This window comes from Streptomyces pseudoechinosporeus, from assembly GCF_054783935.1.
The window spans coordinates 53,147-76,379 of sequence record NZ_BAAGPS010000072.1 but is presented as its reverse complement, the minus strand read 5'-3'; the positions used below and the strand labels follow the sequence as shown (position 1 = coordinate 76,379).

General features: G+C 70.3%; 16 protein-coding genes and 1 pseudogene. 9 read left to right on the top strand and 8 right to left on the bottom strand.

Going from position 1 to position 23,233, the window contains the following annotated elements:
• Nucleotides 1-9: 9 nt before the first annotated feature.
• Nucleotides 10-1,002 (top strand): ATP-grasp ribosomal peptide maturase, encoded by a 993-nt coding sequence (tgmB, locus tag ACYVO6_RS41770; protein WP_461070853.1) that lies wholly within the window; start codon nt 10-12, stop codon nt 1,000-1,002.
• Here the strand turns inward: tgmB and ACYVO6_RS41765 are convergent.
• Nucleotides 989-2,911 (bottom strand): phosphatase PAP2 family protein, encoded by a 1,923-nt coding sequence (locus ACYVO6_RS41765; protein WP_461070851.1) that lies wholly within the window; start codon nt 2,909-2,911, stop codon nt 989-991. The genes tgmB and ACYVO6_RS41765 overlap by 14 nt on opposite strands.
• Before the next feature lie 545 nt (nt 2,912-3,456).
• Between ACYVO6_RS41765 and ACYVO6_RS41760 the strand changes: the two genes are divergently transcribed.
• The 5 genes from ACYVO6_RS41760 (at nt 3,457) to ACYVO6_RS41740 (ending at nt 9,882) form a co-directional block, all read left to right on the top strand.
• Nucleotides 3,457-4,629 carry an ROK family protein gene (locus tag ACYVO6_RS41760; RefSeq protein WP_461070849.1) on the top strand — a complete coding sequence of 391 codons (1,173 nt, stop codon included), beginning with the start codon at nt 3,457-3,459 and terminating at the stop codon, nt 4,627-4,629.
• Nucleotides 4,630-4,905: 276 nt separating this feature from the next.
• On the top strand, nt 4,906-6,228 hold the full coding sequence (locus ACYVO6_RS41755) for an extracellular solute-binding protein (RefSeq protein WP_461070847.1): 1,323 nt from the start codon (nt 4,906-4,908) through the stop codon (nt 6,226-6,228).
• Nucleotides 6,229-6,353: 125 nt separating this feature from the next.
• Nucleotides 6,354-7,265: a carbohydrate ABC transporter permease gene (locus tag ACYVO6_RS41750; protein WP_352376716.1), complete on the top strand. Its 912-nt coding sequence runs from the start codon at nt 6,354-6,356 to the stop codon at nt 7,263-7,265.
• Entirely contained in the window at nt 7,262-8,161 is a 900-nt protein-coding gene (locus ACYVO6_RS41745) for a carbohydrate ABC transporter permease (protein WP_461070844.1), read from the top strand. Before ACYVO6_RS41750 ends, ACYVO6_RS41745 begins: the two co-directional genes overlap by 4 nt.
• 2 nt (nt 8,162-8,163) lie before the next feature.
• Complete coding sequence (locus ACYVO6_RS41740; protein WP_461070842.1) at nt 8,164-9,882, top strand: hypothetical protein; 1,719 nt, start codon at nt 8,164-8,166, stop codon at nt 9,880-9,882.
• Nucleotides 9,883-10,034: 152 nt separating this feature from the next.
• Here ACYVO6_RS41740 and ACYVO6_RS41735 read toward each other — a convergent pair whose 3' ends face one another.
• Together ACYVO6_RS41735 and ACYVO6_RS41730 are read right to left on the bottom strand one after the other, a co-directional pair.
• The gene (locus tag ACYVO6_RS41735; protein WP_461070840.1) at nt 10,035-11,387 is read right to left on the bottom strand and encodes an MFS transporter; all 1,353 of its coding nucleotides are present in this window, start codon (nt 11,385-11,387) and stop codon (nt 10,035-10,037) included.
• 234 nt (nt 11,388-11,621) lie between these two features.
• Complete coding sequence (locus ACYVO6_RS41730) at nt 11,622-12,287, bottom strand: TetR/AcrR family transcriptional regulator (protein ID WP_033326002.1); 666 nt, start codon at nt 12,285-12,287, stop codon at nt 11,622-11,624.
• Nucleotides 12,288-12,468: 181 nt separating this feature from the next.
• Here ACYVO6_RS41730 and ACYVO6_RS41725 point away from each other — a divergent pair, with 181 nt between their 5' ends.
• Both ACYVO6_RS41725 and ACYVO6_RS41720 read left to right on the top strand, forming a co-directional pair.
• Nucleotides 12,469-13,344 (top strand): shikimate dehydrogenase, encoded by an 876-nt coding sequence (locus ACYVO6_RS41725; protein ID WP_461070883.1) that lies wholly within the window; start codon nt 12,469-12,471, stop codon nt 13,342-13,344.
• 114 nt (nt 13,345-13,458) lie between these two features.
• On the top strand, nt 13,459-15,291 hold the full coding sequence (locus ACYVO6_RS41720; protein WP_461070838.1) for a bifunctional sugar phosphate isomerase/epimerase/4-hydroxyphenylpyruvate dioxygenase family protein: 1,833 nt from the start codon (nt 13,459-13,461) through the stop codon (nt 15,289-15,291).
• Here the strand turns inward: ACYVO6_RS41720 and ACYVO6_RS41715 are convergent.
• The 5 genes and pseudogenes from ACYVO6_RS41715 to ACYVO6_RS41695 all read right to left on the bottom strand — a co-directional run.
• The gene (locus tag ACYVO6_RS41715; RefSeq protein ID WP_461070836.1) at nt 15,278-16,741 is read right to left on the bottom strand and encodes a membrane-associated oxidoreductase; all 1,464 of its coding nucleotides are present in this window, start codon (nt 16,739-16,741) and stop codon (nt 15,278-15,280) included. The genes ACYVO6_RS41720 and ACYVO6_RS41715 overlap by 14 nt on opposite strands.
• Before the next feature lie 45 nt (nt 16,742-16,786).
• A complete protein-coding gene (locus ACYVO6_RS41710) occupies nt 16,787-17,374 on the bottom strand; it encodes a histidine phosphatase family protein (RefSeq protein ID WP_461070834.1) in 588 nt (195 codons plus the stop codon).
• A 5-nt stretch (nt 17,375-17,379) separates the two neighbouring features.
• Nucleotides 17,380-18,258, bottom strand: coding sequence for a phosphogluconate dehydrogenase (NAD(+)-dependent, decarboxylating) (gnd, locus tag ACYVO6_RS41705; protein WP_461070881.1), 879 nt, complete (start codon nt 18,256-18,258; stop codon nt 17,380-17,382).
• A 60-nt stretch (nt 18,259-18,318) separates the two neighbouring features.
• Nucleotides 18,319-19,251, bottom strand: a complete 933-nt coding sequence (gene opcA / locus ACYVO6_RS41700; protein WP_461070879.1) for a glucose-6-phosphate dehydrogenase assembly protein OpcA — start codon at nt 19,249-19,251, stop codon at nt 18,319-18,321.
• 195 nt (nt 19,252-19,446) lie between these two features.
• Nucleotides 19,447-20,385, bottom strand: a pseudogene (locus ACYVO6_RS41695) (glycoside hydrolase family 16 protein); the annotation flags it as partial.
• A 692-nt stretch (nt 20,386-21,077) separates the two neighbouring features.
• On the opposite strand from ACYVO6_RS41695, the gene ACYVO6_RS41690 reads away from it, so the two are divergent.
• The gene (locus tag ACYVO6_RS41690; RefSeq protein ID WP_461070832.1) at nt 21,078-22,850 is read left to right on the top strand and encodes a sulfatase-like hydrolase/transferase; all 1,773 of its coding nucleotides are present in this window, start codon (nt 21,078-21,080) and stop codon (nt 22,848-22,850) included.
• The last annotated feature ends 383 nt before the right edge of the window (nt 22,851-23,233 follow it).

Below are 23,233 nucleotides of genomic sequence, written 5' to 3'. Positions count from 1 at the left end.
CCCGCGACCATGACGGTTCTGATCCTGACGTGCGAACAGGATGTAACCGCGGACATGGTGGTGGCGCGACTGGACGGGACGGGTGTCCCGGTCGTCCGCCTCGACCCCGCGGACCTGCCCGGAGGCGTGGCCCTGTCGGGAGAGTTCGTGCACGGCTCCTTCCGCGGCCATCTGTCCGCCGGTGGCCGGCTGGTGACCATGAGCGGTCTGCGGTCCGTCTGGGTCCGCAGGCCCGGCGTGCCCGCGACGCGGGTCGCCGAGCCGTCTGCCTGGCTCACCGAGGAGTCCGCGCAGGCGCTCTACGGCATGCTGCGTTCCACCGGCGCGCGCTGGATGAACCACCCCGACGCGGCCCGCCAGGCCCGCCACAAACCCTGGCAGCTTCATCTCGCCCAGCGCTGCGGGCTACCCGTGCCCGCCACACTGATCACCACGTTCCCGCAGGCCGCCCGCGACTTCGCGGAACGCTTCCCGGACCTGGTGGTCAAGCCCGTCTCGGGCGCACACCCGCAGGAGCCGCCGAGGGCGGTCCCGACCAGCAGGGTCGCACCCGAGACGGATTTCTCGGCCGTCGCCTTCGGCCCCACACTGCTTCAACGGCGTGTGGCCAAGCGCGCCGACATCCGGCTGACCTGCGTCGGCGACCGTTTCTTCGCCGCCCGCAAGGCGGTCGGCCAAGGCGCCGATCCGGGGGAGGTGGACGTCCGTTTCGCCACCTCCACCGAACCATGGCAGCCGGTCGAGACACCGCCGCGGGTCGCCGCGAATGTGCACGACTATCTTCGGGAGGCCCAACTCGCGTACGGCGCATTCGACTTCGCCGAGGACGCCGACGGCATCTGGTGGTTTCTCGAGTGCAACCAGGCGGGCCAGTTCGGCTTTGTGGAGATAGAGACGGGGCAGCCGATCGCTCGCGCCGTCGCCGACTGGCTAGCCGCCCCCGCCCCGGACCCGGCGTCGCCCGACGACCAGGTTTTCGTCGAATCGGTCAGGTGCGAGTGAGCCGTACGGACAGACCGCGGGCGGTGAACACCGGCTCGGCGTCGTGGCCGTCGACCGTGATGCGGCCGAACCGGCCTTGCAGGACACGGGCGTCGATGACCGGAATCGTGCTGCCCGGCGCCGGTGGCCGTCGGCCGTCGAGCCGGATGACGAGCGTGCTGTCCCGGCCGAGGAGCACGCGCCGCGTCACCGTCAGGGCCGGTGCGCCGCCGTCGGTGAGCGTCACGTCGAGGGTCGTACCGGACGCCTGGGTGTACGCGCCGCGCACCCGGAGCGCCGAGGCCGTACGCAGCGTGCCGCCCCGCACCTGTACGTCGCCGCACCCGAGCGCGTCCCGTGAACCGGTCGCGAGGACGCCCTCCTCCAGCGTGGTGCCGCCGGTGTAGCCGTTGGCTCCCGTGAGGGTCAGCGTGCCGGTGCCCCGCTTGACCAGCGCGCCCCGACCGTCGATGCCGTTGCGCCAGGTGTCGGCAGCGGCGAAGCCGCCGTCGGCGGCGTTCATCGTGACGCGCACGTCCGAGTCGAACGTCCCGTATCCGTCGGCGGCGGCGAAGAGGTTCAGTCGGCCCCACCGCTCGAAGCCGTCCAGCAGGACGTATCCGGCGGGCAGCGCCGTTGTCCGCAGTACCTCGCGTCGCTGGGCGGCGGAGAGGTACGGCAGCCGCGTCTCGAGGAGGACCTCGGCACCCTTCGGCACGGTCATGCGGTCGCGCGCGGGCCGCTTGGGCAGGACGTACGTCAACTTGGGGGTGACATCTGCCGAGTTGAGTGCGGGGCTCGCGTACGGGTCCTCGTCCAGGCCCGCCGAGTGCGCGAACTCGTACAGCGTGTCGGCACTCGTGCCGGTCTCCTTCTGGAAGTAGGCAAGGGCCTGGGCGCGGGCCGCCGCCTTGAGTTCGGCGTTCTTCGGGTCGGCGAGCGCGGCGGCAGCGAGCGCCGTGGCGAGGATCCGGCCGCCGATCACGTCGACGCTGGAGTGCATGCCCGACACGATGCGCGTGTGGGAGACGTCGAAGGCGCGGGTCACCAACTCCTGGAACCGTTCGGGAACCGCGTACGCCATCGCCAGCGCCGCCAGGTGGAGGGCGTTGGTGTGCCCGCTGGGGAAGCCGCCGTCCTCGGCCGGGACCTCGGCCCGCTGCCTCAGCAACTGCGGGACGACCGCCACGTCGGACTCGTAGACCGGGTAGCCGAGTGCGTCCTTCTCGCCGGTGTCGACGACCTCGCTGTCCTTGTTCATCCGCCAGGGACGCGGGTACTGGTACGCGAACTTGCTGGGATTGCCCGAGGCGAAGGGACCGCGGACGGTGTCGACCAGCTCCGCCACCTTGCCCAGGTCCGAGTCGTGGGAGCCTGCGCCGAGCGCGGAACCCGCGGGAGCGTCGGCCGGGATCGTGTCGTTGATCTTGCCCGCAGGGATGCCGTCCGGCGCGGACGTGATGCCGGTGACCGCCTTCGCGCCCGCCTTGTAGAGGTCGGCGAGAGGGCCAAGACCGTCGATCACCGCGTAACTCTGGTGCTGGCGGTCATGGATGAAGGCCAGCTTCGCCTCGGCGTCGGTGCGGTGGGTGGTGACGCGCACGCTGTAGCGGACATTGGCGCGCAGGACGTCGGGCATGAGCGGCATGCCGCTGTCCCAGGCGGCCCCCGTCTTCCAGACTTTGGCGAAGCCACCGAGGATGCGAACCGCCGCGTTGGTCTCAGCGGTCTGATTCGCAACAACGTTGGTGGTGTACGAATCGACAAAGGCGGCAGGGGAGTTGGCGGGGGAGCCTGCCGCCGCGGCCGGCCACGCGGCGACCACGGGAGCGGCAACCAGCCCGGCCGAGACGCCCACGGAGTTCCGTAGGAACACACGCCGGTCGATGCCGTGCTGGAAGTGCGAGGTACGGGTGTGCTGCCCGGGCATGGAGGTGCCTCTCTGCGTGGCGTTTCGCCTTGGGTTGGTGGTGGGGTGCGTCGACCTCTGGCAGTGGGACGGTTCGCCTCGGGCCGGTGGGCTTCCGGCTGCGCCTCCGCGCGAGCGCTCGCGCCCCGTTAGGGGCGCGGGGCTGTGCCGATTTGCGGCTCCGCCGCGCGGGCGCGACCAGCCACGACCGGCCCGCGGCCGAGGTGCGACCCGGGGGGCTGGGGGCGAAGCCCCCGCCCGTCAGGGGCGCGGGGAACTGCGCGAGCAACCACGACCGGCCCGCAGCCGAAACACGACCGGGGCCCAGGGGGCGCAGTCCCCGTTGAACTGCGGCTACACAGACGGAAGTTGATACCTCGAAGCGTTCAGGAAGCCCCGGGACGGGCTTCAAATCGGCGCGGCAGGCGAGTACCGCATTGAGTTCGTTAGGAAGTTAACTAACGAAGTATGGTGCGTCAAGAGGCAGGGAATCCCATTGCCGTACAACCCTTGCGGACAGACCGCCGCGCCCCCGCGGAGACCACCGCAGCAGACCTGGGGAGAGCATGCAACTGAGCGAGAGCGCCCGCGCGGTGTTCGCCGTACTCGCAGCGGCCGGTACCGCGACCCGCCCCCAACTGGCAGCCGGTGCGCGCCTTTCCAAGCCGACCGTCTCCTCCGCCGTGGCCGAACTCGAGGCCGCCGAGCTGGCCGAGTGCTCGGGCACCGTCTCCGGCGCCACCGGCCGGTCCGCCGCCGTCTACGGACTCGGTCCCGCCGCCGGGGCCGTGCTCGCCGTCGACCTCGGGCCCGCCGTGACCCGGGTGCGCGGCTGCGCCCTGGACGGCACCCTGCTCGCCGAGGGGACGGGGACCCGGCCGGACGCCGCCGACGTCGTACGCCACGTCCTCAAGGAGCTGCCCACCGGCGCCCCGCTGCGCGCGGTCGTCGTGGCCGTCGGCGATGTCATCACGCAGGACGCGGAAGGCGCGGGCGCGCGTCCGGCGACCGCCAAGGCCGGCCCGCTCTTCGACGCCATGGCCGTCGCACTGCCACCGGGCGTTCCCGTACACGTCGAGAACAACGTCAACTGCGCCGCGCTCGCCGAGCTGCACGAGGGCGCCGCCCGCGGCCGGGACACCTTCGGCTATCTGCGGATCGGTGTGGGCATCGGCCTCGGGGTCGTCATCGGCGGCCAGGTGCTGCGCGGAGCGAACGGCGCCGCCGGAGAGGTGGCCCGGCTGCCCTACCCGTGGGACGGGGACCGCGAACCCCGCCGCGAGGGCCTGGAGGAGCACATCGGTGCCCGCTCCCTGCTGCGCCGGGCGGCGGACGCCTGGCAGGACGCCGACGGCCCGTGCCCCCGCACCGCCGAGCGGCTCTTCGCCCTCGCCGGCGAGGGGCACGCCACGGCACGCACCGCCGTCGGCCGCCATGCCGCCGAGATCGGCCGGCTCGCCGCGGCGGCGGCGGCCGTCCTGGACCCCGGCCTGATCGTGCTGGGTGGCGCCATCGGCGCGGACCCCCAGCTCCTGCCCGGCGTACGGGCGGAACTCGCCCGGCTGAGCTGGCCCACCGAGGTCGTGAACAGCGCGCTCGGCGAGAGCGGCACCGTGGTGGGGGCGGCCCGGCTGGCCGTGGCCCGCGGCATCGAGACAGTGACCGGCGGAGTGGAAGCCAAACCGCGACCGGAGAGTGGATTCCAAACCGTGACCGGAGGGGTGCGGGTGAAGCATTGACGGACTCCACCGGCTTCTGCCAATGTCCGGACAAGCGCTTTCTAAGTCGGTCGGGACGCCGACTTGGGGCGAGCGTCCCGCCCGTACTCGACGTACGGCAACCGCACCAGGGCGTGCTTGTGCGGCGACGGCCACAGTGGCCGGGGACCCTCGCCTGTCAGGATGACGCGGCCGGGCGAGGCCGCGCCCTCGGAAAGCGAACTTTCTTGCACAATGCACCCGTGCCGCCTCGGTCGGCGCCGTGCTCCGTCCCCTACCGAAAAAAAGGGATCGAAGATGACCACTGTGGGTGTGCGGCGCTCCCGCCGACTCGGCCGCGGCGGTATGCGCCGCCTGGTTCCCCTCGCTGCCGTTGCCTCGGCAGCGACCCTGCTGCTCTCCGCCTGCGGAGGGGGATCCGACTCGGGCGGGACCTCCAAGTCGCTGACGTTCTGGATCTCCACGGTTCCGGGGCAGGACGCGGGCTGGAAGAAGATGGTGGCGCAGTACAAGAAGGAAACCGGCGTCAACGTCAAGCTCGTCAACGTTCCCTACGACGGCTACGAGGCGAAGCTGCGTAGCGCCGCGCAGGCGAACTCCCTGCCCGACGTGGCGGCAGTGCCGAAGCTGGACCCGATCTGGGCGAACAAGCTGATCGACCTCAGCTCCATCGCCAACAAGAAGAGCAACAAGATCAACGGCAACTTCGTCGCCAAGGACTCGTCCGGGAAGGTGCTGTCCATCCCCTCGGACATCACCGCGTCCGGCATGTTCATCAACAAGTCGCTCTTCGAGAAGGCCGGCGTCGACTACCCGACCTCGCCCGACAAGACCTGGACCTGGACCGAGTTCATCAAGGCGGCGGACGAGGTCCGGGAGAAAACCAACGCCAAGTACTCCCTGACCTTCGACCAGTCGCCGTCCCGGCTCCGCGCCATGGTGTACGAGATGGGCGGGAAGTACGTCCACGCCGACGACTCCGGCAAGTTCTCGGCGGACGCGGCGACCAAGAAGGCCGTGAACACCTTCGTCGGGTGGAACGACGACAAGACCATGCCGAAGTCGGTGTGGACCAGCGGCGCCGACCCGTCGGCCATGTTCCAGAGCGGTGACGTCGTCGCCTACTGGTCCGGCGTGTGGCAGGTCGCCGCCTACGCGGAGAGCATCACGAAGTTCGAGTGGGCGAGCGTCCCGACTCCCGCCGAGCCGGTGCAGGCCAGCGACGTCAACAGCGGTGGCATGACGGTGGGCTTCAACAACAACGGCGACGCGGCCGCCGCCGCGGAGAAGTTCCTGTCCTGGCTGTACGAGCCGGCTCACTACCAGGCGCTGTGCGAGGCGTCCGGGTTCCTGCCCGTCGAGAGCGGTCTGAACCCGAAGTACCCCTTCAAGTCCGAGGCTGCGCAGGCGGCGTTCAAGCTCTACAACGAGTCGATCCCGCTCTACGACCCGATCTCCGGCTACTTCAACACCGCGCAGACGAACTGGGCGCTGAAGGGCAAGAGCCTCACCGAGGACCCGACCAAGACGGAGCTCGGCAAGGCGATCAACGGCCAGCAGTCGGCCGACAAGGCCCTGCAGAACATCGTGGACGGCTACAACCAGCAGGTCGGCGGCTGAGCGTAGGCCGACAGGCCCGGGCGGCGGGGTCGAGACTCCGCCGCCCGGGCCTCTGGACCCCACGTGATGCCAGGCTCATGGCCTGAGCCCACAGGAACCCATTCCACCAGCACGGAGTCAGGAAGATGACAAAACGCGCCCCGGACGTGTCCGTGAGCCCGCCCAGGAGACGCAGCAAGTACACCGTCGCGCCGCTCGTCCTCATCGCGGGCAATGTCGTGCTCTTCGCGCTGTTCTTCGTCTGGCCGGCGGTGATCGGGCTCGTCTACTCCTTCACGAACTACACGGGCATAGGGGCGTTCCAGTTCGTCGGACTGGACAACTACAGCAACCTGTTCGGGGACTCCACCTTCTTCGACGCGCTGACCCGGACGTTGCTGTACACCGTGCTCTTCGTTCCGCTGAACTTCGCGCTCTCGCTGCTGATCGCCAACGTGCTGGTGAGCAAGCACGCCAAGGGCGTGTCGGTCGCCCGCGTCTTCTTCTTCATCCCGTGGCTTCTGTCGCCCATCGTCGTGGGTGTCCTGTGGCGGTGGCTGTTCGGTGAGAACTTCGGACTGGTCAACCACGTCATCGAGAAGCTCGGCGGAAGTGCCGTTCCGTGGCAGTCGAACGCGGACCTGTCGCTGATAGTGGTGGTGGTGGCGGCATCCTGGGCCTGGACGGGCTTCTCAATGCTGCTGTTCATCGCGGCGATCAAGAACGTACCGGTGTCGTACTACGAGGCGGCCTCGCTCGACGGCGCCGGTCCGTGGCGCCAGTTCATCAGCATCACACTGCCGAGCATCGCGCCCACTTCCTTCATCGTCATCCTGCTCAACACGATCCACGGGATGAAGGAATACCCGCTGTTCGCCTCCCTCAACAACGGCGGACCCGGAACGTCGAACAACCTGCTTGTCCAGTACATCTACCAGACCGGCTTCAAATCGGGCCAGATCGGCTACGCGAGCGCCGCGTCGTTCGTGCTCATGCTCATCCTGATGGCCGTCGCGATCATCCAGCTGATCGTCAACCGGCGGGTGGAGAACCGATGACAACCACAGACATGCCACGCCCGGTCGACGCCGAGCCCGGACGGGCAGTTCCCAGGAAGCGGCCCCGCGGCGCGGCCGGCGGTGGGCTTCGGCGCGCTGTGCCCGCGACGACACTGCTGTGGGTCCTGGCGGCCGTCTACGGGTTTCCCGTGCTGTGGTTCGTCCTCAGCTCCTTCAAACCGGCGGGAGACCTGTTCTCCTCGCTGACGCTGTTTCCGGACGACCCCACCCTGTCGGGCTACAAGGCAGCATGGGGCAGCGCCAACTTCTCCCAGTACTTCATCAACACGACCATCGTGTGTGTGATCGCGACGATCCTCACGGTGGGAGTGAGCTGCTGCACGGGGTACGCGCTGGCCAAGTACGACAACAAATGGCTCAAGGTGTTCTTCATCTGCATCCTCGCCACGACGATGCTGCCGGGCGAGGTCATGCTCGCCCCGCAGTTCCTGGTGGTCCGCGACCTGGGCCTGTACAACTCGCTCGCCGGCATCATTTTCCCGGCCTTGCTCACGGCGACCGGATGCTTCATGTTCCGCCAGTTCTTCCTGACGGTCCCCGACGAGCTCGTCGAGGCCGCCCGCATCGACGGGGCGCGTGAACTGTCGATCTTCCTGCGGATCATGGTGCCGATCTCCCGGCCCATCATGCTGACCCTCGCCATCCTGTCGTTCCAGTGGCGATGGAACGACTACATCTGGCCGCTGCTGATGCTCAACGACCCCAACAAGTTCACCGTGCAGATCGGCATCCAGAGCCTCGTCGGCGCGCAGAACATCAACTGGTCGGTGGTGCTCGGCGGCTCGGTCATCACCATGATTCCGCTGATCGTCGTCTTCCTGGTGTTCCAGCGTTACGTCATGAACGCCGACATCAACGCCGGACTGAAGGACTGACCGTGCCCACCCCGCTCGACCACGAGTTCGTCCGCGCGGCGGCCCGCGCCGCCGACCGGCCGGCCGCCCCGCTGGCGGCCGACCCCGACGAGGAACCCGCGGGTGTGCCGCACCGTGGTCTGGCGCGCCGGGTGAAGACCCTGGTCGCGGCATACCGTTCCCCGGACTCGGCACTGCACGGCAGCAGGCAGGCCATCGCCGCCGCGATGACCCACCTCCGCGCCCTGCGGGCCGCGCAGACCACCACCGGCCTCTTCGCCGGCGGCGACAACGTGCAGTCACCGCCCGACTCCGCCTTCACCGTCAACGACGTGTGCGACGCGCACGTCCTCGCCGCCGGCGCGGGGCCGGAACTGCGCGACGTCACGGCCGCGCTCGCCGAGATCGCCGGCGCTGCCACCGGCAGTCTCCTGACCGGTGGGGTGCACACCCCGAACCACCGCTGGGAGCTGTGCGCGGCGCTCGCCCGGCTGCACCGGTCGTTCCCGGACGACCGGCTGCTCGACCGCGTCGAGGAGTGGCTCGCCGAGGGCGTCGACATCGACGCGGAGGGCCTGTACTCGGAACGGAGCGCCAACTACGCGGCCCATGTGTCCAACCCGTCGCTGCTGCTGCTGGCCGGCGTGCTCGGCCGTGCCGACCTGCTGGACGCCGTCGAACGCAATCTCGCCACGACCCTGGACCTCATCAGGCCGGACGGCACGGTGGAGACCGTCCACTCGCGACGGCAGGACCAGAACCACCCGTTCCCGCTGGCGCCCTACCTGCCGCACTACCGGCTGCTCGCTATCCGCACCGGTCGGGGCGACTTCGGCCGGGCGGCGCGGCTGGCGGCCGCCGGCGGCATCGACGACCCCGACCTGCTCGCCCAGACCCTCCTCACCCCGGACCTGTGCCGCGCCCTGCCTGCCCCGGCTGCACAGACACTTCCGCGCGACCGGTACATCACCACCGCACGCCTCGCCGCACACGCCTCGGCCGACGTGCACACGGTGGTGTACGGCGGCTCCGACGTGACCGAGCACCGGCGCATCCGCTCGGGCCTCGCCTGCAACCCCACCTTCCTGCGCCTGTTCGCCGGCGACGCCGTCCTCGACGCGGTCCGTCTGACCCGGGGGTTCTTCGACCTGGGCCCGTTCCGCGCTGCCGGCATGCAACAGCTCGCCGACAACCGGTACCGGCTCACCGAGACCCTCACGGCCGCCTACTACCAACCGCTCCCGACGGACCAGAGGCGGGACGACGGCGGCTACCAGATGGCGGACGAGGGACGCTTCTCGGCCGCGATGGCCTTCCCGGACCGGCCGCGTGACGAGGTCTCACACACGACCCGCGTCGAGGCGGACCTGAGGGAAGACGGTGCCGACCTGCGGATCGACATCAGCGGACCACGGGTGCCCTGGGCCCTCGAACTGACCTTCCGGCCGGGCGGCGTGCCAGAGGGCGCCGTACCGATCGGCGACGGGCGCTGGTGCCTGACGACCGGGCCGATGACCTACCGGGTCGGTGACGACGAGATCCGGGTCGAGGCCGATGTCGAGGCAGGCGAACCGCTCGCCGGGCCGGACCGGAGCGACGTCTTGCGGTACGACCCGGGTCAGGACTACACCGTGGCGGGCGGCACCGACGCGACGACCGGGAACCACGTCTACATCGGTGGCCATGGCCCGCACACACTGACCGTCGCACTGCGTGCCCGCCGACCCGCACCTGTGGTGTGACCCTGACGAACCACGCCATGGCCACCCCAGGCATGAAGGGCTTCACGGCGGTGCTCGGCGAGCCCGACGCGCACGGCGAACCGGAACTGACGCTGGTTCGCCGTGCGCGTCGCTGACCTGGGGATCGCGCGTCGCTGACCTGGGGTGAGGCCTCAGGCGGTCACTTTCTCGCGGCCGGTCGTCCCCTGCTCGGCCCGCTCGCCGAGCCGCTCCGTCGGGACCTTGTGCGTCTCGCGCGCGGTGAGTGCGGCGATCACCGGCGGGACGCACAGTGCGGCGGTGAACAGGGCCACGGCCGACCAGTCGTCGCCGTCCGGGCCCGCGATCTGCGCGGCGAAGGTCACGGCGAAACCGGCGATCGCGAAGCCGATCTGGGTGCCGATCGCCATGCCCGAGAGCCGGACACGGGTGGAGAACATCTCGCCGTAGAAGGCGGGCCAGACGCCGTTCGCGGCGCTGTAGACGACACCGAAGGCGATGATGCCGAGGACCAGGACCAGCGGGTACGAGCCCGTGGAGATGGCCCACAGGTAGGCGAACATCGCCACGGCGCTGCCCGCGGCACCGAGCAGGAAGACCGGACGGCGGCCGATGCGGTCGGAGAGGGTGGCCCACAGCGGGATCGCGGCGAGGGCGACGAGGTTCGCGAGGGCGCCCACCCACAGCATTGATGTGCGGTCCATGCCGACCGCGTCGCTGGTCGCGTACGACAACGCCCACACGGTGAAGATCGTGCTCACCGAGGCGACGAGCGCGGCCGCGACCACCCGCAGCACGTCCGCCCAGTGCTCGCGCAGCAGCACGGCAAGCGGCATCTTCGGGACGCCCTCGGTGGCGGCCTGCTGGGTGAAGGTCGGGGTCTCGTCGAGCGTACGGCGGATGACGTAGCCAACGACGGCGACCGCGAAGCTCATCCAGAAGGGGATGCGCCAGCCCCAGGCCAGCAACTGGTCCTCGGGAAGCGCGGCGACCGGGATGAACACCAGGGTGGCGAGGAGCTGGCCGCCCTGGGTGCCGCTGAGCGTGAAGCTGGTGAAGAAGCCGCGGCGGTTCGGCGGCGCGTGTTCCAGTGACATGGAGTTGGCGCTGGCCTGCTCGCCCGCGGCCGAGATGCCCTGCAGGATGCGGCAGAGAACGAGCAGGACGGGGGCCAGCGTGCCGACCTGCTCCCGGGTGGGCAGGCAGCCGATGAGGAACGTCGACAGGCCCATCAGCATCAGCGTGAAGACCATGATCTTCTTACGGCCCAGCTTGTCGCCGAAGTGACCGAGGAACAGCGCGCCGACCGGGCGGGCCGCGTACGCGACGCCGAAGGTGGCCAGCGACAGCAGGGTCCCGGTGGCCGGGTCCGACTCGTCGAAGAAGACGTCCGGGAAGATCAGCGCGGCGGCGCTGCCGTAGATGAAGAAGTCGTAGTACTCCAGGGCACTGCCGATCCAGGCGGCCGTGGCGGCTTTCTTCGGCTGGCCCGGTGGTGCGTCGAGCGGTGCGGCGGGGACGGACACGGCGTGCTCCTTCGAGGGAACTCCAACGTGAGCGGAGTGAGCGGGGGAGGGGAGAGATGCCGGATCCCTGGGGTGACGGGGCGGCCGCCGGGTGTGCTGTGTCGCGCTCCTCCGGCGCACCCGGCTAATTAACCCACTGGATAGTTAGTAGTGGTTGGCTACGGATGTTGCGCTCACGTTTCCCGGGTGTCAAGGGGTCGCGCCGGAGGATCTTTCCCGCTTGGCTCTGTGTCCTCAGTCCGTCGCGCGGTCGGCGGTCAGATAGGCGATGACCATGTCACCGAGCATCTTCCGGTAGTGCTCCCGCTGGTCGGCGGCGACCAGGTCGCGGCCGAAGAGCGCGCCGAAGGTGTGCCGGTTGGCGACCCGGAAGAAGCAGAACGAGCTGATCATCGCGTGCAGGTCCACCGCGTCGACATCGGCCGTGAACAGGCCCGACTCGCGCCCCGCCGCCAGGATGCGGCCGATCACGTCGAGGGCGGGCGAGCCGATTTCGCCCAGTTCGGCGGAGGCGGCGATGTGCTCCGCCTCGTGGATGTTCTCGATGCTGACCAGGCGGATGAAGTCGGGGTGCGCCTCGTGGTGGTCGAAGGTGAGCTCGGCCAGCCGGCGGATGGCCGCGACCGGGTCCAGGTGCTCGACGTCCAACTGCTGCTCGGCCTGACGGATCACGCTGTACGCCCGCTCCAGCACGGCCGTGAACAGCTGCTCCTTGCCGCCGAAGTAGTAGTAGATCATCCGCTTCGTGGTACGGGTCCGGGCGGCGATCTCGTCCACCCTGGCCCCGGTGAACCCGGCCCGGGCGAACTCGTGAGTCGCAACGTCCAGAATTTCGGCCCTGGTGCGGGCGGCGTCGCGAATGCGGCCGTTCGGTCGTGCCGGTTCTTTGACGCTGGTCATCGGGTTCCTTCGGGTTCCTTCCGGCGAGGTGCCGTGCCGGAGATTGTAGAACCAGGCCGTCGTACGGGGGCGGGCGGATCGTGGGCCGGGGGCTTTCCGGGGGTCCGCGATGCTGGTATAGCTAACGTACTAGTTCGTACATTAGTGAGCTGTCCGCTCACGCTCAGGAGGTCCCCCGGTGCTGTCCAAGGACTCGTATCTCGTCGGACTGATCGGTTCCGGCATCGGCCCCTCGCTCAGCCCGGCGCTGCACGAGCGGGAGGCCGACCGTCAGAGCCTGCGCTATCTGTACCGGATCATCGACATCGACGCCCTCGGTGTCCCGCCCGAGGCGGTGGGGGACCTGGTGCGGGCCGCCCGCGACCTGGGCTTCGACGGGCTGAACATCACGCATCCCTGCAAGCGGCTCGTCATCGAGCATCTGGACGCGCTGGACCCGCAGGCCGAGGCACTCGGGGCGGTCAACACCGTCGTCTTCGAGGACGGCCGCGCGATCGGCCACAACACGGACGTCACCGGGTTCGCGGCCTCCTTCGCCCGCGGCCTGCCCGACGTGCCGCTGGAGCGGGTTGTGCAGTTGGGCGCGGGCGGCGCGGGCGCTGCCGTCGCGCACGCCATGCTCACGCTCGGCGCAGGGTACGTCACGGTGACGGACGCTCTGCCGGAACGTGCGGTCGCGCTCGCCGTCGGGCTGAACCGGCGCTTCGGTGACGGTCGCGCGGCCGCCGCGACACCGGACCGGCTGGCCGCGCTGCTCGCCGACGCCGACGGGATCGTGCATGCCACGCCTACCGGTACGGCGGCTCATCCCGGGCTGCCGCTTCCGGCTCGGTTGCTGCATCCCGGGCTGTGGGTGGCCGAGGTTGTGTACCGGCCGCTGGAGACGGAGTTGTTGCGCACCGCTCGCGGGGTTGGCTGCGCCACGCTGGACGGGGGTGGCATGGCTGTCTTTCAGGCTGCCGATGCGTTCCGGTTGTTCACCGGGCGGGAGCCGGACGCTCCGCGGATGCTGGCGGATATTGCCGAGTTGGCCGGTGCGGCCGGTGTCCGTAACTAAGCGCCGTTGGGGTTGTGCGGTATCTCGGCTGCGGGTCCGTTGTGGCTGGTCGCGCAGTTCCCCGCGCCCCTTTGGGGCGCTGCCGGAACCGAACTCTTGAAGGAGCACCCCACCATGCGTACCTCCATCGCCACCGTCTCCCTCAGCGGTTCCCTCACCGAGAAGCTCACTGCCGCCGCGCGGGCTGGCTTTGACGGTGTGGAGATCTTTGAGAACGATCTGCTGGCCAGTCCGCTCACGCCCGAGGAGATCCGCGACCGGTGCGCCGACCTCGGTCTGAGCATCGACCTCTATCAGCCGATGCGCGATATCGAGGCCGTGCCGGAGGACGAGTTCGCGCGCAATCTGCGGCGGGCCGAGCGTAAGTTCCAGCTGATGCGGCGGCTCGGGGCCGACACCGTGCTGGTCTGTTCCAGTGTGTCGCCGCTCGCCGTGGACGACGACGTCCTCGCCGCCCGGCAGCTGCGCCAACTTACCGAATTGGCCCAGGACTTCGGCATCCGCGTCGCGTACGAGGCGCTGGCGTGGGGCCGCCATGTCAGTACGTACGACCATGCCTGGCGCATCGTCGAGCAGGCCGACCACCCCGCGCTCGGCACCTGCCTCGACAGCTTTCACATCCTCGCCCGCGGTTCCGATCCCAAGGGCATCGAGGACCTCCCCGGCGAGAAGATCTTCTTCCTCCAGCTCGCCGACGCCCCGCTGCTCGCGATGGACGTCCTGCAGTGGAGCCGCCACCACCGCTGTTTTCCCGGCCAGGGCGGCTTCGATGTCGCCGGGCTGCTGCGGCATGTGCTGCGCACCGGTTACGACGGTCCGCTCTCGCTGGAGGTCTTCAACGACGTGTTCCGGCAGGCCGAGGCCGGTCCGACCGCGGTGGATGCCCGCCGCTCCCTCCTCGTCCTGCAGGAGACCGTCTCAGTGGCGTCGCTGCCCGCGCCCGTCGTCCCCACCGGTGTCGCCTTCGCCGAACTGGTCACGCCCGACGCGGAACCCCTCACGGCGCTGCTCGGCGCGCTCGGTTTCGCCCGCACCGCACGGCACCGCGGCAAACCTGTCGACCTGTGGCAGCAGGGCGAGGCCCGCATCCTGGTCAACACCGGACCGGCCGGGCTCCCCCACTCTCGGCTGCGCTCGAGCGGGGGGACCCCCATCGACGGCACGGGGCTCGCCGCGCTCGGCCTGGAGTCACCCGACCCGGCGGGCGCGGCCCGGCGCGCCGAGGCCCTGCTGGCACCGGTACTGCCGCGCCGCCGCGCACCGCAGGACGTCCCCCTCGACGCAGTCGCCGCGCCCGACGGCACGGAGTTGTTCTTCTGTGCCACCAACCGGCCCGAACTCCCCAACTGGCTCGCCGACTTCGAGGACCTCGAGCACCCCGCGGAAGCCTCGAACGTGCACCGCATCGACCATCTCGCCCTCACCCAGCCCTGGCACCACTTCGACGAGGCGGCCCTCTTCCACCGCAGCGTCCTCGGCCTGGAGGCGCAGCAGAGCGTGGACGTCGCCGACCCGTACGGTCTGCTGCGCAGCCGCGCCGTCACCAACGCCGACGGCAGCGTCCGTATCGCCCTCTCCGTGGGCGCGGCCCCGACGGACGACACGGTCCACGCCCAGCACATCGCGCTGGCCACGGACGACGTGGTCGCCGCGGCCCGCCGCTTCCGCGAGGCCGGTGGCCACCTGCTGCCGATCCCCGGGAACTACTACGACGACCTCGCGGCCCGATTCGACCTCAGCGAGGCCGAGTTGGCGACGTACCGCGAGCTCGGCATCCTCTACGACCAGGACGCGCACGGCGTCTTCCGGCACTGCTACACCCACACCGTCGGCCGCGTCTTCTTCGAGCTGGTCCAGCGCGACGCCGGCTATCGGGGATACGGAGCCCAGAACGCGCCCGTACGTCTGGCGGCGCAGCACGCCGCGAAGGCGGTCACTGGCGGCTGACCGTCCGTGTCACGCCCGCGACGACCGCCGTGGCCAGGATCCAGCCGGTGAGGACCAGGACGTACGACAGCCACTGGTACGCGCCCTTCGGGGCGAACGCGCCCTCCTGGCCGAAGGAGATCACCGGGAGCAGCAGGTCGAGGGTGTAGAAGACCGGGTTGAAGGGCGGGGCCTCGTCCGGCTTCAGCGCCGGCGGATGGTGCAGGGCGTACGAGACCGAGCCGACCGCCAGCAGCGACAGCAGCCAGATGGCGGCGCGCAGCGGGCGGAAGCCATAGCCGACGGTCGCGTCCTGGACCTGGCCCCAGAGGCGGCCGTACCAGGGAAGCGTGCGCCGGTGGCGGCGCTGTTTGGCCAGCTGGACGAGGCGGGCCGCGTCCTCGTCGCCGATACGGCGGTAGGCGGCGGTCAACTGCTCGTAGGCGTGCGGGACATAGCCGTCGCTGTCCCGCTCCAGCATGGGCAGGCGGCGTTCGGCGGGTTCGTGCGGGGTGAGGGTCGTATAGCTGAGACCGTCGAGATGGACCGTGTCCGGCAACTTCTCCGGTTCCACGAACAGGACTTCCACCTGGGCCCGGCGCAGGTTGAGGCCGCCATCCAGCGGTTCGCCTCTGCGCAGCCACAGTTCTCCGACCGTGCAGCTGGTGGCCCGTAGCGCCATGTCGCCGGGGTTCGACAGACGCGCGTACGACAGGTCGAGGCGACCGGCGACACGGGCGCCCCGCAGCCCGATCCATCCCTCGACGTCCGCCTGCCGCAGCAGGAGGTCGCCCTCCACGGCGAGCGTCATGGCGTCGAGGGCGACCTGGCCGGGGTGGCGAAGGCGGGCGTCGGTGAGATTGACCGATCCGTTGACGGTGGCGCCGTTGAGCCGTATCTGCCCGTGCGCCTTCAGCCCGGGGGCATGGAGGTTCTTGCCGACGGTCATCTGGTTGAGCTGCAGCACCGGCTCCGCGGCATCCGGCGCGCTGAACTCGGCGCTCTCCATGTACAGGCTCCCCGCGATCTGCGCCCCGCCGAGCCGCACGAGCCCCCGGAACCGGGAGCGGGTCATCCGCAACACGCCCTCCACCTGCACGGCGTGGGAGGTGAGCCCGGGCAGGACCGACTCACTGAGGTTCAGCTCGCCGAGCCGGCAGGCGTAGAAGCGCGGAACCTCGTCGAAGTAGCAGTGCCGCAGCCGGGCGGGGTGGTCGACCGTGGCGTACTGGAGGTCGAGCATCCCGGAGACACGAGCGCCCATGAGACTGAGCAGCGCTATCTCGCCCTCCTCCTGAGGGCCGTTGAGCAGCAGCGCCCGCAACACCTCGGCGCGTACGGTCCGTTCCGGCCCCCAGTCGGCCCCGTCCGCCACGTCCTCGTCGGTTCCGGCGCGGAAGTCCACGGACTCCCCGCGGGCAAAGGCCCGCCACACCCGCTCCTCGGCCCGCGTCAGATCGTTGATCTCCATCAGCGGGGACTCTGACGCGGGCCGAGGCAGGTGTCAACTCGCCGGTTACGCCCTGGCGTTCCACTCCGCGACAACCGGCCACCCGTGCTCCGTCGACAGCCGGCTCAGCGTCCCCGTCTCCAGCCGGAACAGCCGCCCGTCCGACGGCGGCAACCCCAGTCGGCGGGCCGTCAGTACGCGCAGGAAGTGGCCGTGGGCCACGAGGAGCACGTCACCCTCGGGGAGCACCGGGGCGACCCGGGACAGGACCCGGTCGGCGCGCTCGCCCACCTGCTCGGGCGATTCGCCCGGCTGCCCGTCCGGGCCGGGCGGCGCCCCGTCGGTCCACAGGTCCCAGTCGGGGCGGGTGCGGTGGATCTCGGCGGTGGTGACGCCCTCGTAGGCGCCGTAGTGCCACTCGTGCAGGTCCGGGTCCGCCGCGGCCCCGGACAGGCCCGCGAGTTCGGCGGTGCGCACCGCGCGGCCGAGCGGGCTGGTGAGGACGAGCGCGAAGGCCCGGCCCGCCAGCAGCGGAGCGAGCGACTTGGCCTGTTCCTCGCCCCGCCGGGTCAGGGGCAGATCGGTCCAACTGGTGTGCTGACCCGACCGGCTCCACTCGGTCTCGCCGTGGCGGACCAGCAGAAGGTCGCCCATGACCGCTACTTCGCCGACTCGACGGAGTGACCGCCGAACTGGTTGCGCAGTGCCGCGATCATCTTCATCTGCGGTGAGTCGTCCTGCCGGGACGCGAAGCGGGCGAAGAGGGAGGCCGTTATCGCCGGCAGCGGCACCGCGTTGTCGATGGCCGCCTCGACGGTCCAGCGGCCCTCGCCGGAGTCCTCCGCGTAGCCGCGCAGCTGCTCCAAGTGCTCGTCCTTGTCGAGGGCGTTGACCGCGAGGTCCAGCAGCCAGGAACGGATGACGGTGCCCTGCTCCCAGGAGCGGAAGATCTCGCGTACGTCCGTGACGGAGTCGGCCGCCTGCAGCAGCTCCCAGCCCTCGGCGTAGGCCTGCATCATGGCGTACTCGATGCCGTTGTGGACCATCTTCGAGAAGTGCCCGGCGCCGACCTTGCCCGCGTGGACATAGCCGTACGGGCCTTCCGGCTTGAGTGCCTCGAAGATCGGCTGGAGCCGGTCCACGTGCTCCTTGTCGCCGCCGACCATGAGGGCGTAACCGTTCTCCAGGCCCCACACACCGCCGGAGACGCCCGCGTCGACGAAGCCGATGCCCTTCGCCGCCAGCTCCTCGGCATGCTTCTCGTCGTCCGTCCAGCGGGAGTTGCCGCCGTCGACGACCGTGTCGCCGGATTCCAGCAGATCACCGAGTTCATCGACGACCGACTGGGTCGGGCCGCCGGCCGGGACCATCACCCAGACCACGCGCGGGCCTTCGATCCGGTCGACCAGTTCGGTCAGGCTGCCGACATCGGAGAGCTCGGGATTACGGTCGTAGCCGATGACGGTGTGCCCGGCCTGGCGGATGCGCTCGCGCATGTTCCCGCCCATCTTGCCGAGACCGATGAGGCCCAGTTTCATCGCTGTCATGCCCTTTCACTTCTTCCTGAGCTGCGGTGGCTGCTGATCGCGGGCGGTCTGTCAGACACGGGCGCTCCCCGCCTTGCCGCCACCGCGCAGGGCGATCGCGTACATCTCGTCCGCGTTCAGGCGGCGCAGTTCCTCGGCGATCAACTCGGAGGTGGGGCGGACCTTCAGGGCGAGGGTGCGTGCGGGCTGGCCGGGCAGGGAGAGGGTGGCCAGTGGGTCCGTGGGGCGGTCGATACGGATCTCGCCGTTCACGGTGCCGAGCTGTACACCCGTGACAACAGGGCCGGGCGTGACCACGCGCTCGACCGGCACCCGCAGCCGGGCCTCCAGCCAGCGGGCCAGCAGCTCGGCGCTCGGGTTGTCGGCCTCGCTCTCGACGGCGGCCGAGATCACTTCCGCACGGGCCTGGTCGAGGGCCGCGGCCAGCATCGAGCGCCACGGAGTCAGCCGGGTCCAGGCGAGGTCGGTGTCGCCGGGCGCGTACGAGGCCACGCGCTGCTCCAGGGCGACGAGCGGGGCCTCGACGGCGTACATGTCCGTGATCCGGCGCTGGGCCAGCGCCCCCAGCGGGTCCTTCGCGGGCACCTCGGGGGCGTCCACCGGCCACCACACGACGACGGGCGCGTCCGGCAGCAGCAGCGGAAGGGCCACCGAGTCGGCGTGGTCGCCGGCCTCCCCGTACAGCCGGAGCACGACCGTCTCGCCGGTGCCCGCGTCCGCGCCGACCCGCACCTCGGCGTCGAGGCGGGACTTCGTGCGGTCGCGGGGCGAGCGGGAGACGCGCCTGATGACGACCAGGGTGCGCGAGGGGTGCTCGTGCGAGGCCTCCTCGGCCGCCTTGATCGAGTCGTACGCGTTCTCCTCGTCCGTCACGATGACCATCGTCAGGACCATGCCCACGGCGGGGGTGCCGATGGCGCGGCGGCCCTCCACGAGGGCCTTGTTGATCTTGCTTGCCGTGGTGTCGGTCAGGTCGATCTTCATGGCCTGCGCCAGCTCCGTCCGTTTCGCGTCCTGGATCTCCATTGTCGTGCAGCGACATGGCGACCGCGTGGGATCAACCACGCCCGGCGCCCGGGGATTCCCGGCCGGAGATCGTGCGCGGACACGGAGAAGGGGCGGGCCGTTCGGCCCGCCCCTTGTGGGGGGTTTCCAGAAGTGGCGTTGGTGTCAGCTAGCTGACTGGAGTACCTGCACGTAGTCGACCACCATCGGGTGGCCGGGCTCCGTGGCGGCGTCCGGGCCGCCGCCGAACGCGTTCGGGAAGGCGCCGCCCATCGCGACGTTCAGGATGATGAAGAAGCCATGGTCCGTGGCGTTGGTCCAGGTCGTCGCGTCGAGCTGGTTCTCGCGCACCGTGTGGTAGTTGTCGCCGTCGACGTAGAAGCGGATCTCCTCTATGTCGCTCGACCTGTCCCACTCCATGGCGAACGTGTGGAAGCCGGCCGTGCATGCCGCGCCGGGACACGCGGTGGAACTGCCGATGCCGGTGTTCTCGTTGCAGGGGCCGCCCGGGGCGGTGCCGCAGTGCATCGTGGCGAACACCGTGTTCTGGCCCTGGGTGTTCTCCATGATGTCCAGCTCGCCCACCATCGGCCAGTTCTGGTAGTTGCCGCGGTAGGGCTCGCCCAGCATCCAGAACGCGGGCCAGTAGCCCCTGGCCGCGGCGCCGGTGACGTTCGGCGTCTGGAGCCGGCTCTCGACGCGCAGCTTGCCTCCGGCGGGCGGCTCGAAGTCGGTGCGGTTGGTCTCGATGCGGCCGGAGGTCCAGTTGCCGGAAGCGTCGCGGCGGGGCGTGATGCGGAGGTTGCCGTTGCCGTCGAGGGCGACGTTGTCCGTGCTGTCGGTCATCGTCTCGATCTCGCCGGTGCCCCAGTTGGCGGGGCCGCCGGGGTAGCTGGTGCCCGTGGCGTACTGCCAGTTGTCGCGGTTGACGCCGGTGCCCGCGGCGCCGTTGAAGTCGTCGGTGAACACTTCCGTCCAGCCTGACGGGGGCGGGGGCGGCGACGCGTTCGCGGGCAGGGTGATCGCCGCGGCGCCGGCGGCCAGGCCCAGCGTGCTCAGTACGGCGATGAGCCAATGCCGACGAGTTTTGCGCTTGCTGTGAGATCCACTCATGGGTACCTCGTTCGCAGTGGGGGTGCGGGTGCGGGTGGGGAAGCGGGTGGGGATCCTTCATTGAGAGCGCTCTCAATGAAGCCGCGCCGACAATTTGCTCCCTGTAACTCCAGTCGTCAAGAGATAAAGCAGAGAAAGTGCTTGCGGGGGAGCGGAGTTCACACCCTGAACGAGAGGGAGGAGCGGGCGCCCGGGCGACGAAGGCCCCGGTCACAGGGACCGGGGCCTTCGTCGGGGTGGCGTCGGGCGGGATTGGGGCGGGACCGGGTCAACGGTCAGGATCGTTTCGTCAGTTGGGGCTGTCGGGGCGGAATTGCCGTGCGCAGGGGGGGCGATGATGGGAGTGGGCCAGGACTGAGCGGACATATGCGGCTCTTCGCGCATGCGCCGTCCCAGTGCCGAGCGGGCCCCGGTGCGCGTCCTTGCCGGTGAGAGGGATATCGTCCGCGTGGATCAGTGGGCGCGCCGGGGGGCGTGGAGCAGAAGGAACGAGCCACGAGACGCGAATCAGACGGCGTGATCGAGCCGTGCATCAAAAAAATCAAGCCGAGCCTCGCATGGTGGGAACCTTCGGGCCGTTTCTGACTTCCTACCGTGTGCCGCGTTGTGGCCCGAGTATCCCTTTCCTCATCTTCCTCATGGGTCACGAACGCCGCACACCACGCTCACTGACCACGCACAGGAGAACACGTATGCCCAGCCGCCGTCGCTTCCTCGCCGGGTCCGCAGTCGCGCTCGGCGTCACAGGGGCGGCCACGGCCTGCGAGTCGGCCACAACCCCGTCCACCGACGCACTTCCGCAGGCCCCCGTCATGCCCGCCGCCCAATCCCCGGCGAACGGGCTCAACTTCGTGGTGATCCTCGCGGACGACCTCGGATACGGCGAGCTCGGAGCGTACGGCCAGAAGCTGATCCGCACCCCGCGCCTGGACGCCCTCGCCGCCGAGGGCCTGCGCTTCACGGACGCCTACGCGGCCGCCCCGGTCTGCGCCCCCTCACGCTGCTCCCTGCTCACCGGACTGCACAGCGGCCATGCGACCGTGCGCGAGAATCCGTGGGGGCCCGGTGGCCAGGCCGCCCTCACCGACCGCGACTTCACCTTCGCCGAGGCACTGCACGCCCGCGGCTACCGCACCGCGCTGATCGGCAAGTGGGGCTTCGGCCCCGAGGAGCCGAACCAGCCGAGCCACCCCAACGCCCGTGGTTTCGACGAGTTCTACGGCTACATCTCGCACCGGCACGCGCACGACTACTACCCGTCGTACCTGTGGCGGAACGACGAGCGGGAGCAGATCCCGGAGAACGAGGACGGGGCGAGACGGGCCTACGCCCCCGACCTCCTCGAGGCCCGCGCCCTCGACTTCATGGACGCGCACAAGGACGAGGCCTTCCTCCTCTGCCTCACGCCCACCCTGCCGCACGCGCCGAGCCGCGCGCCGGAGATGGGGGCGTACGGCGCCAGCCCCTGGTCGCGGCCCAACAAGTTGCACGCCGCCCAGGTCAGCAACTTCGACGCCCTCGTCGGCAAGGTCACCGACCGGCTGGAGTCCCTCGGCATAGCCCAGCGCACCGTCGTGATCGTCACGAGCGACAACGGCCCGCACGAGGAGGGCCGTACCGACCCCGAACTCTTCGGCGCGAGCGGTGGACTGCGCGGCATCAAGCGCAATCTGTACGAGGGCGGTATCCGCGTCCCGCTCATCGCCTGGTCGCCGAAGCGTGTTCCGTCCGGTGTCACGGACCGGCCGACTCCGCTCACCGACCTGCTGCCGACCCTCGCCGAGCTCGCGGGCGCGCCCGCCCCGGCGGACGTCGACGGGCTGTCCATCGCCCCGCTGCTGCGTGGTGGCACGGACGCTGCCCGCCATGACCACCTGTACTTCTACCGCAACCACAACGGCCAGAGCCCGGGCGCCAACGCCATCGACCAGGGCCGGGGCCGGCAGCTCGCCGAGGCGCTGCGGCGCGGCGACGTGAAGGCGGTGCGGTTCGCGCCGGGGCAGGACCGCAACGCGCCCGACGACCAGTGGGACGTCGAGCTGTACGACCTCGCCAGGGATCCCGGCGAGCGGGACGACATCGCCGACAAGCGGCCCGCCGAGGCCGACGCGCTGGTGCGGCTGATGCGTTCGTCGTGGGTGGACCGGTACGAACGCAAGCCCTTCGGGGTGACGCTCGACGTGGCCGCACGCGGCGACGGGTTCACGGTGACGGCCACCCTCGCGAACGGCTCCGCCAGGCCGTGGACGGCTGCCGGGCTCGAACTCCGGGCCCCGGGGGACTGGAGCGTGCAGGCGCTCGGCCCGGTGAACGCGGATTTCGTCTCCGCGGGTGGTCGGCTCAGTGCGCGGTGGACGGTGACGCCCACGTCCGAGGGTGGGTGGCTGAGCTGCGTGGGCACGGCGCGGCATGCGGGGGCGTCGGTGAGGTACGTGGCGAGTGCCCACACCAGTAGCTCTGCGTGAGCGCTCCGCTGGGTGGCGCGGGGTAGCTGCGGGTGCGTTGTGGTTGCTCGCGCCGTTCCCCGCGGGGTGCCTCCGGCGGTGGGGCGGGTGCGGGTTCGTGGTGGCTGGTCGCGCCGTTCCCCGCGCCCCTGGGTGGGTGGTGGGTGCGGGGCCGTGGGCCGGTGCGTCAGCCCGTCGCAGGCCGGGCGTACGACCCGGAGCTGGTACAGGGTCCTGGTTCTCCGAGACAGAACCTAAGCGACGGGCATACGACGCACCGGCCCACGGCCCCTCCCGCCGGGGGGAGGCTGCGGGAGCGTTGGGGTGCGGGCTTTCCCGGGGCGCGTGCTTTTCGGGGTGCGGGCAGCCGCAGGCTTTTCAGGGGCGCGGGGAACTGCGCGACC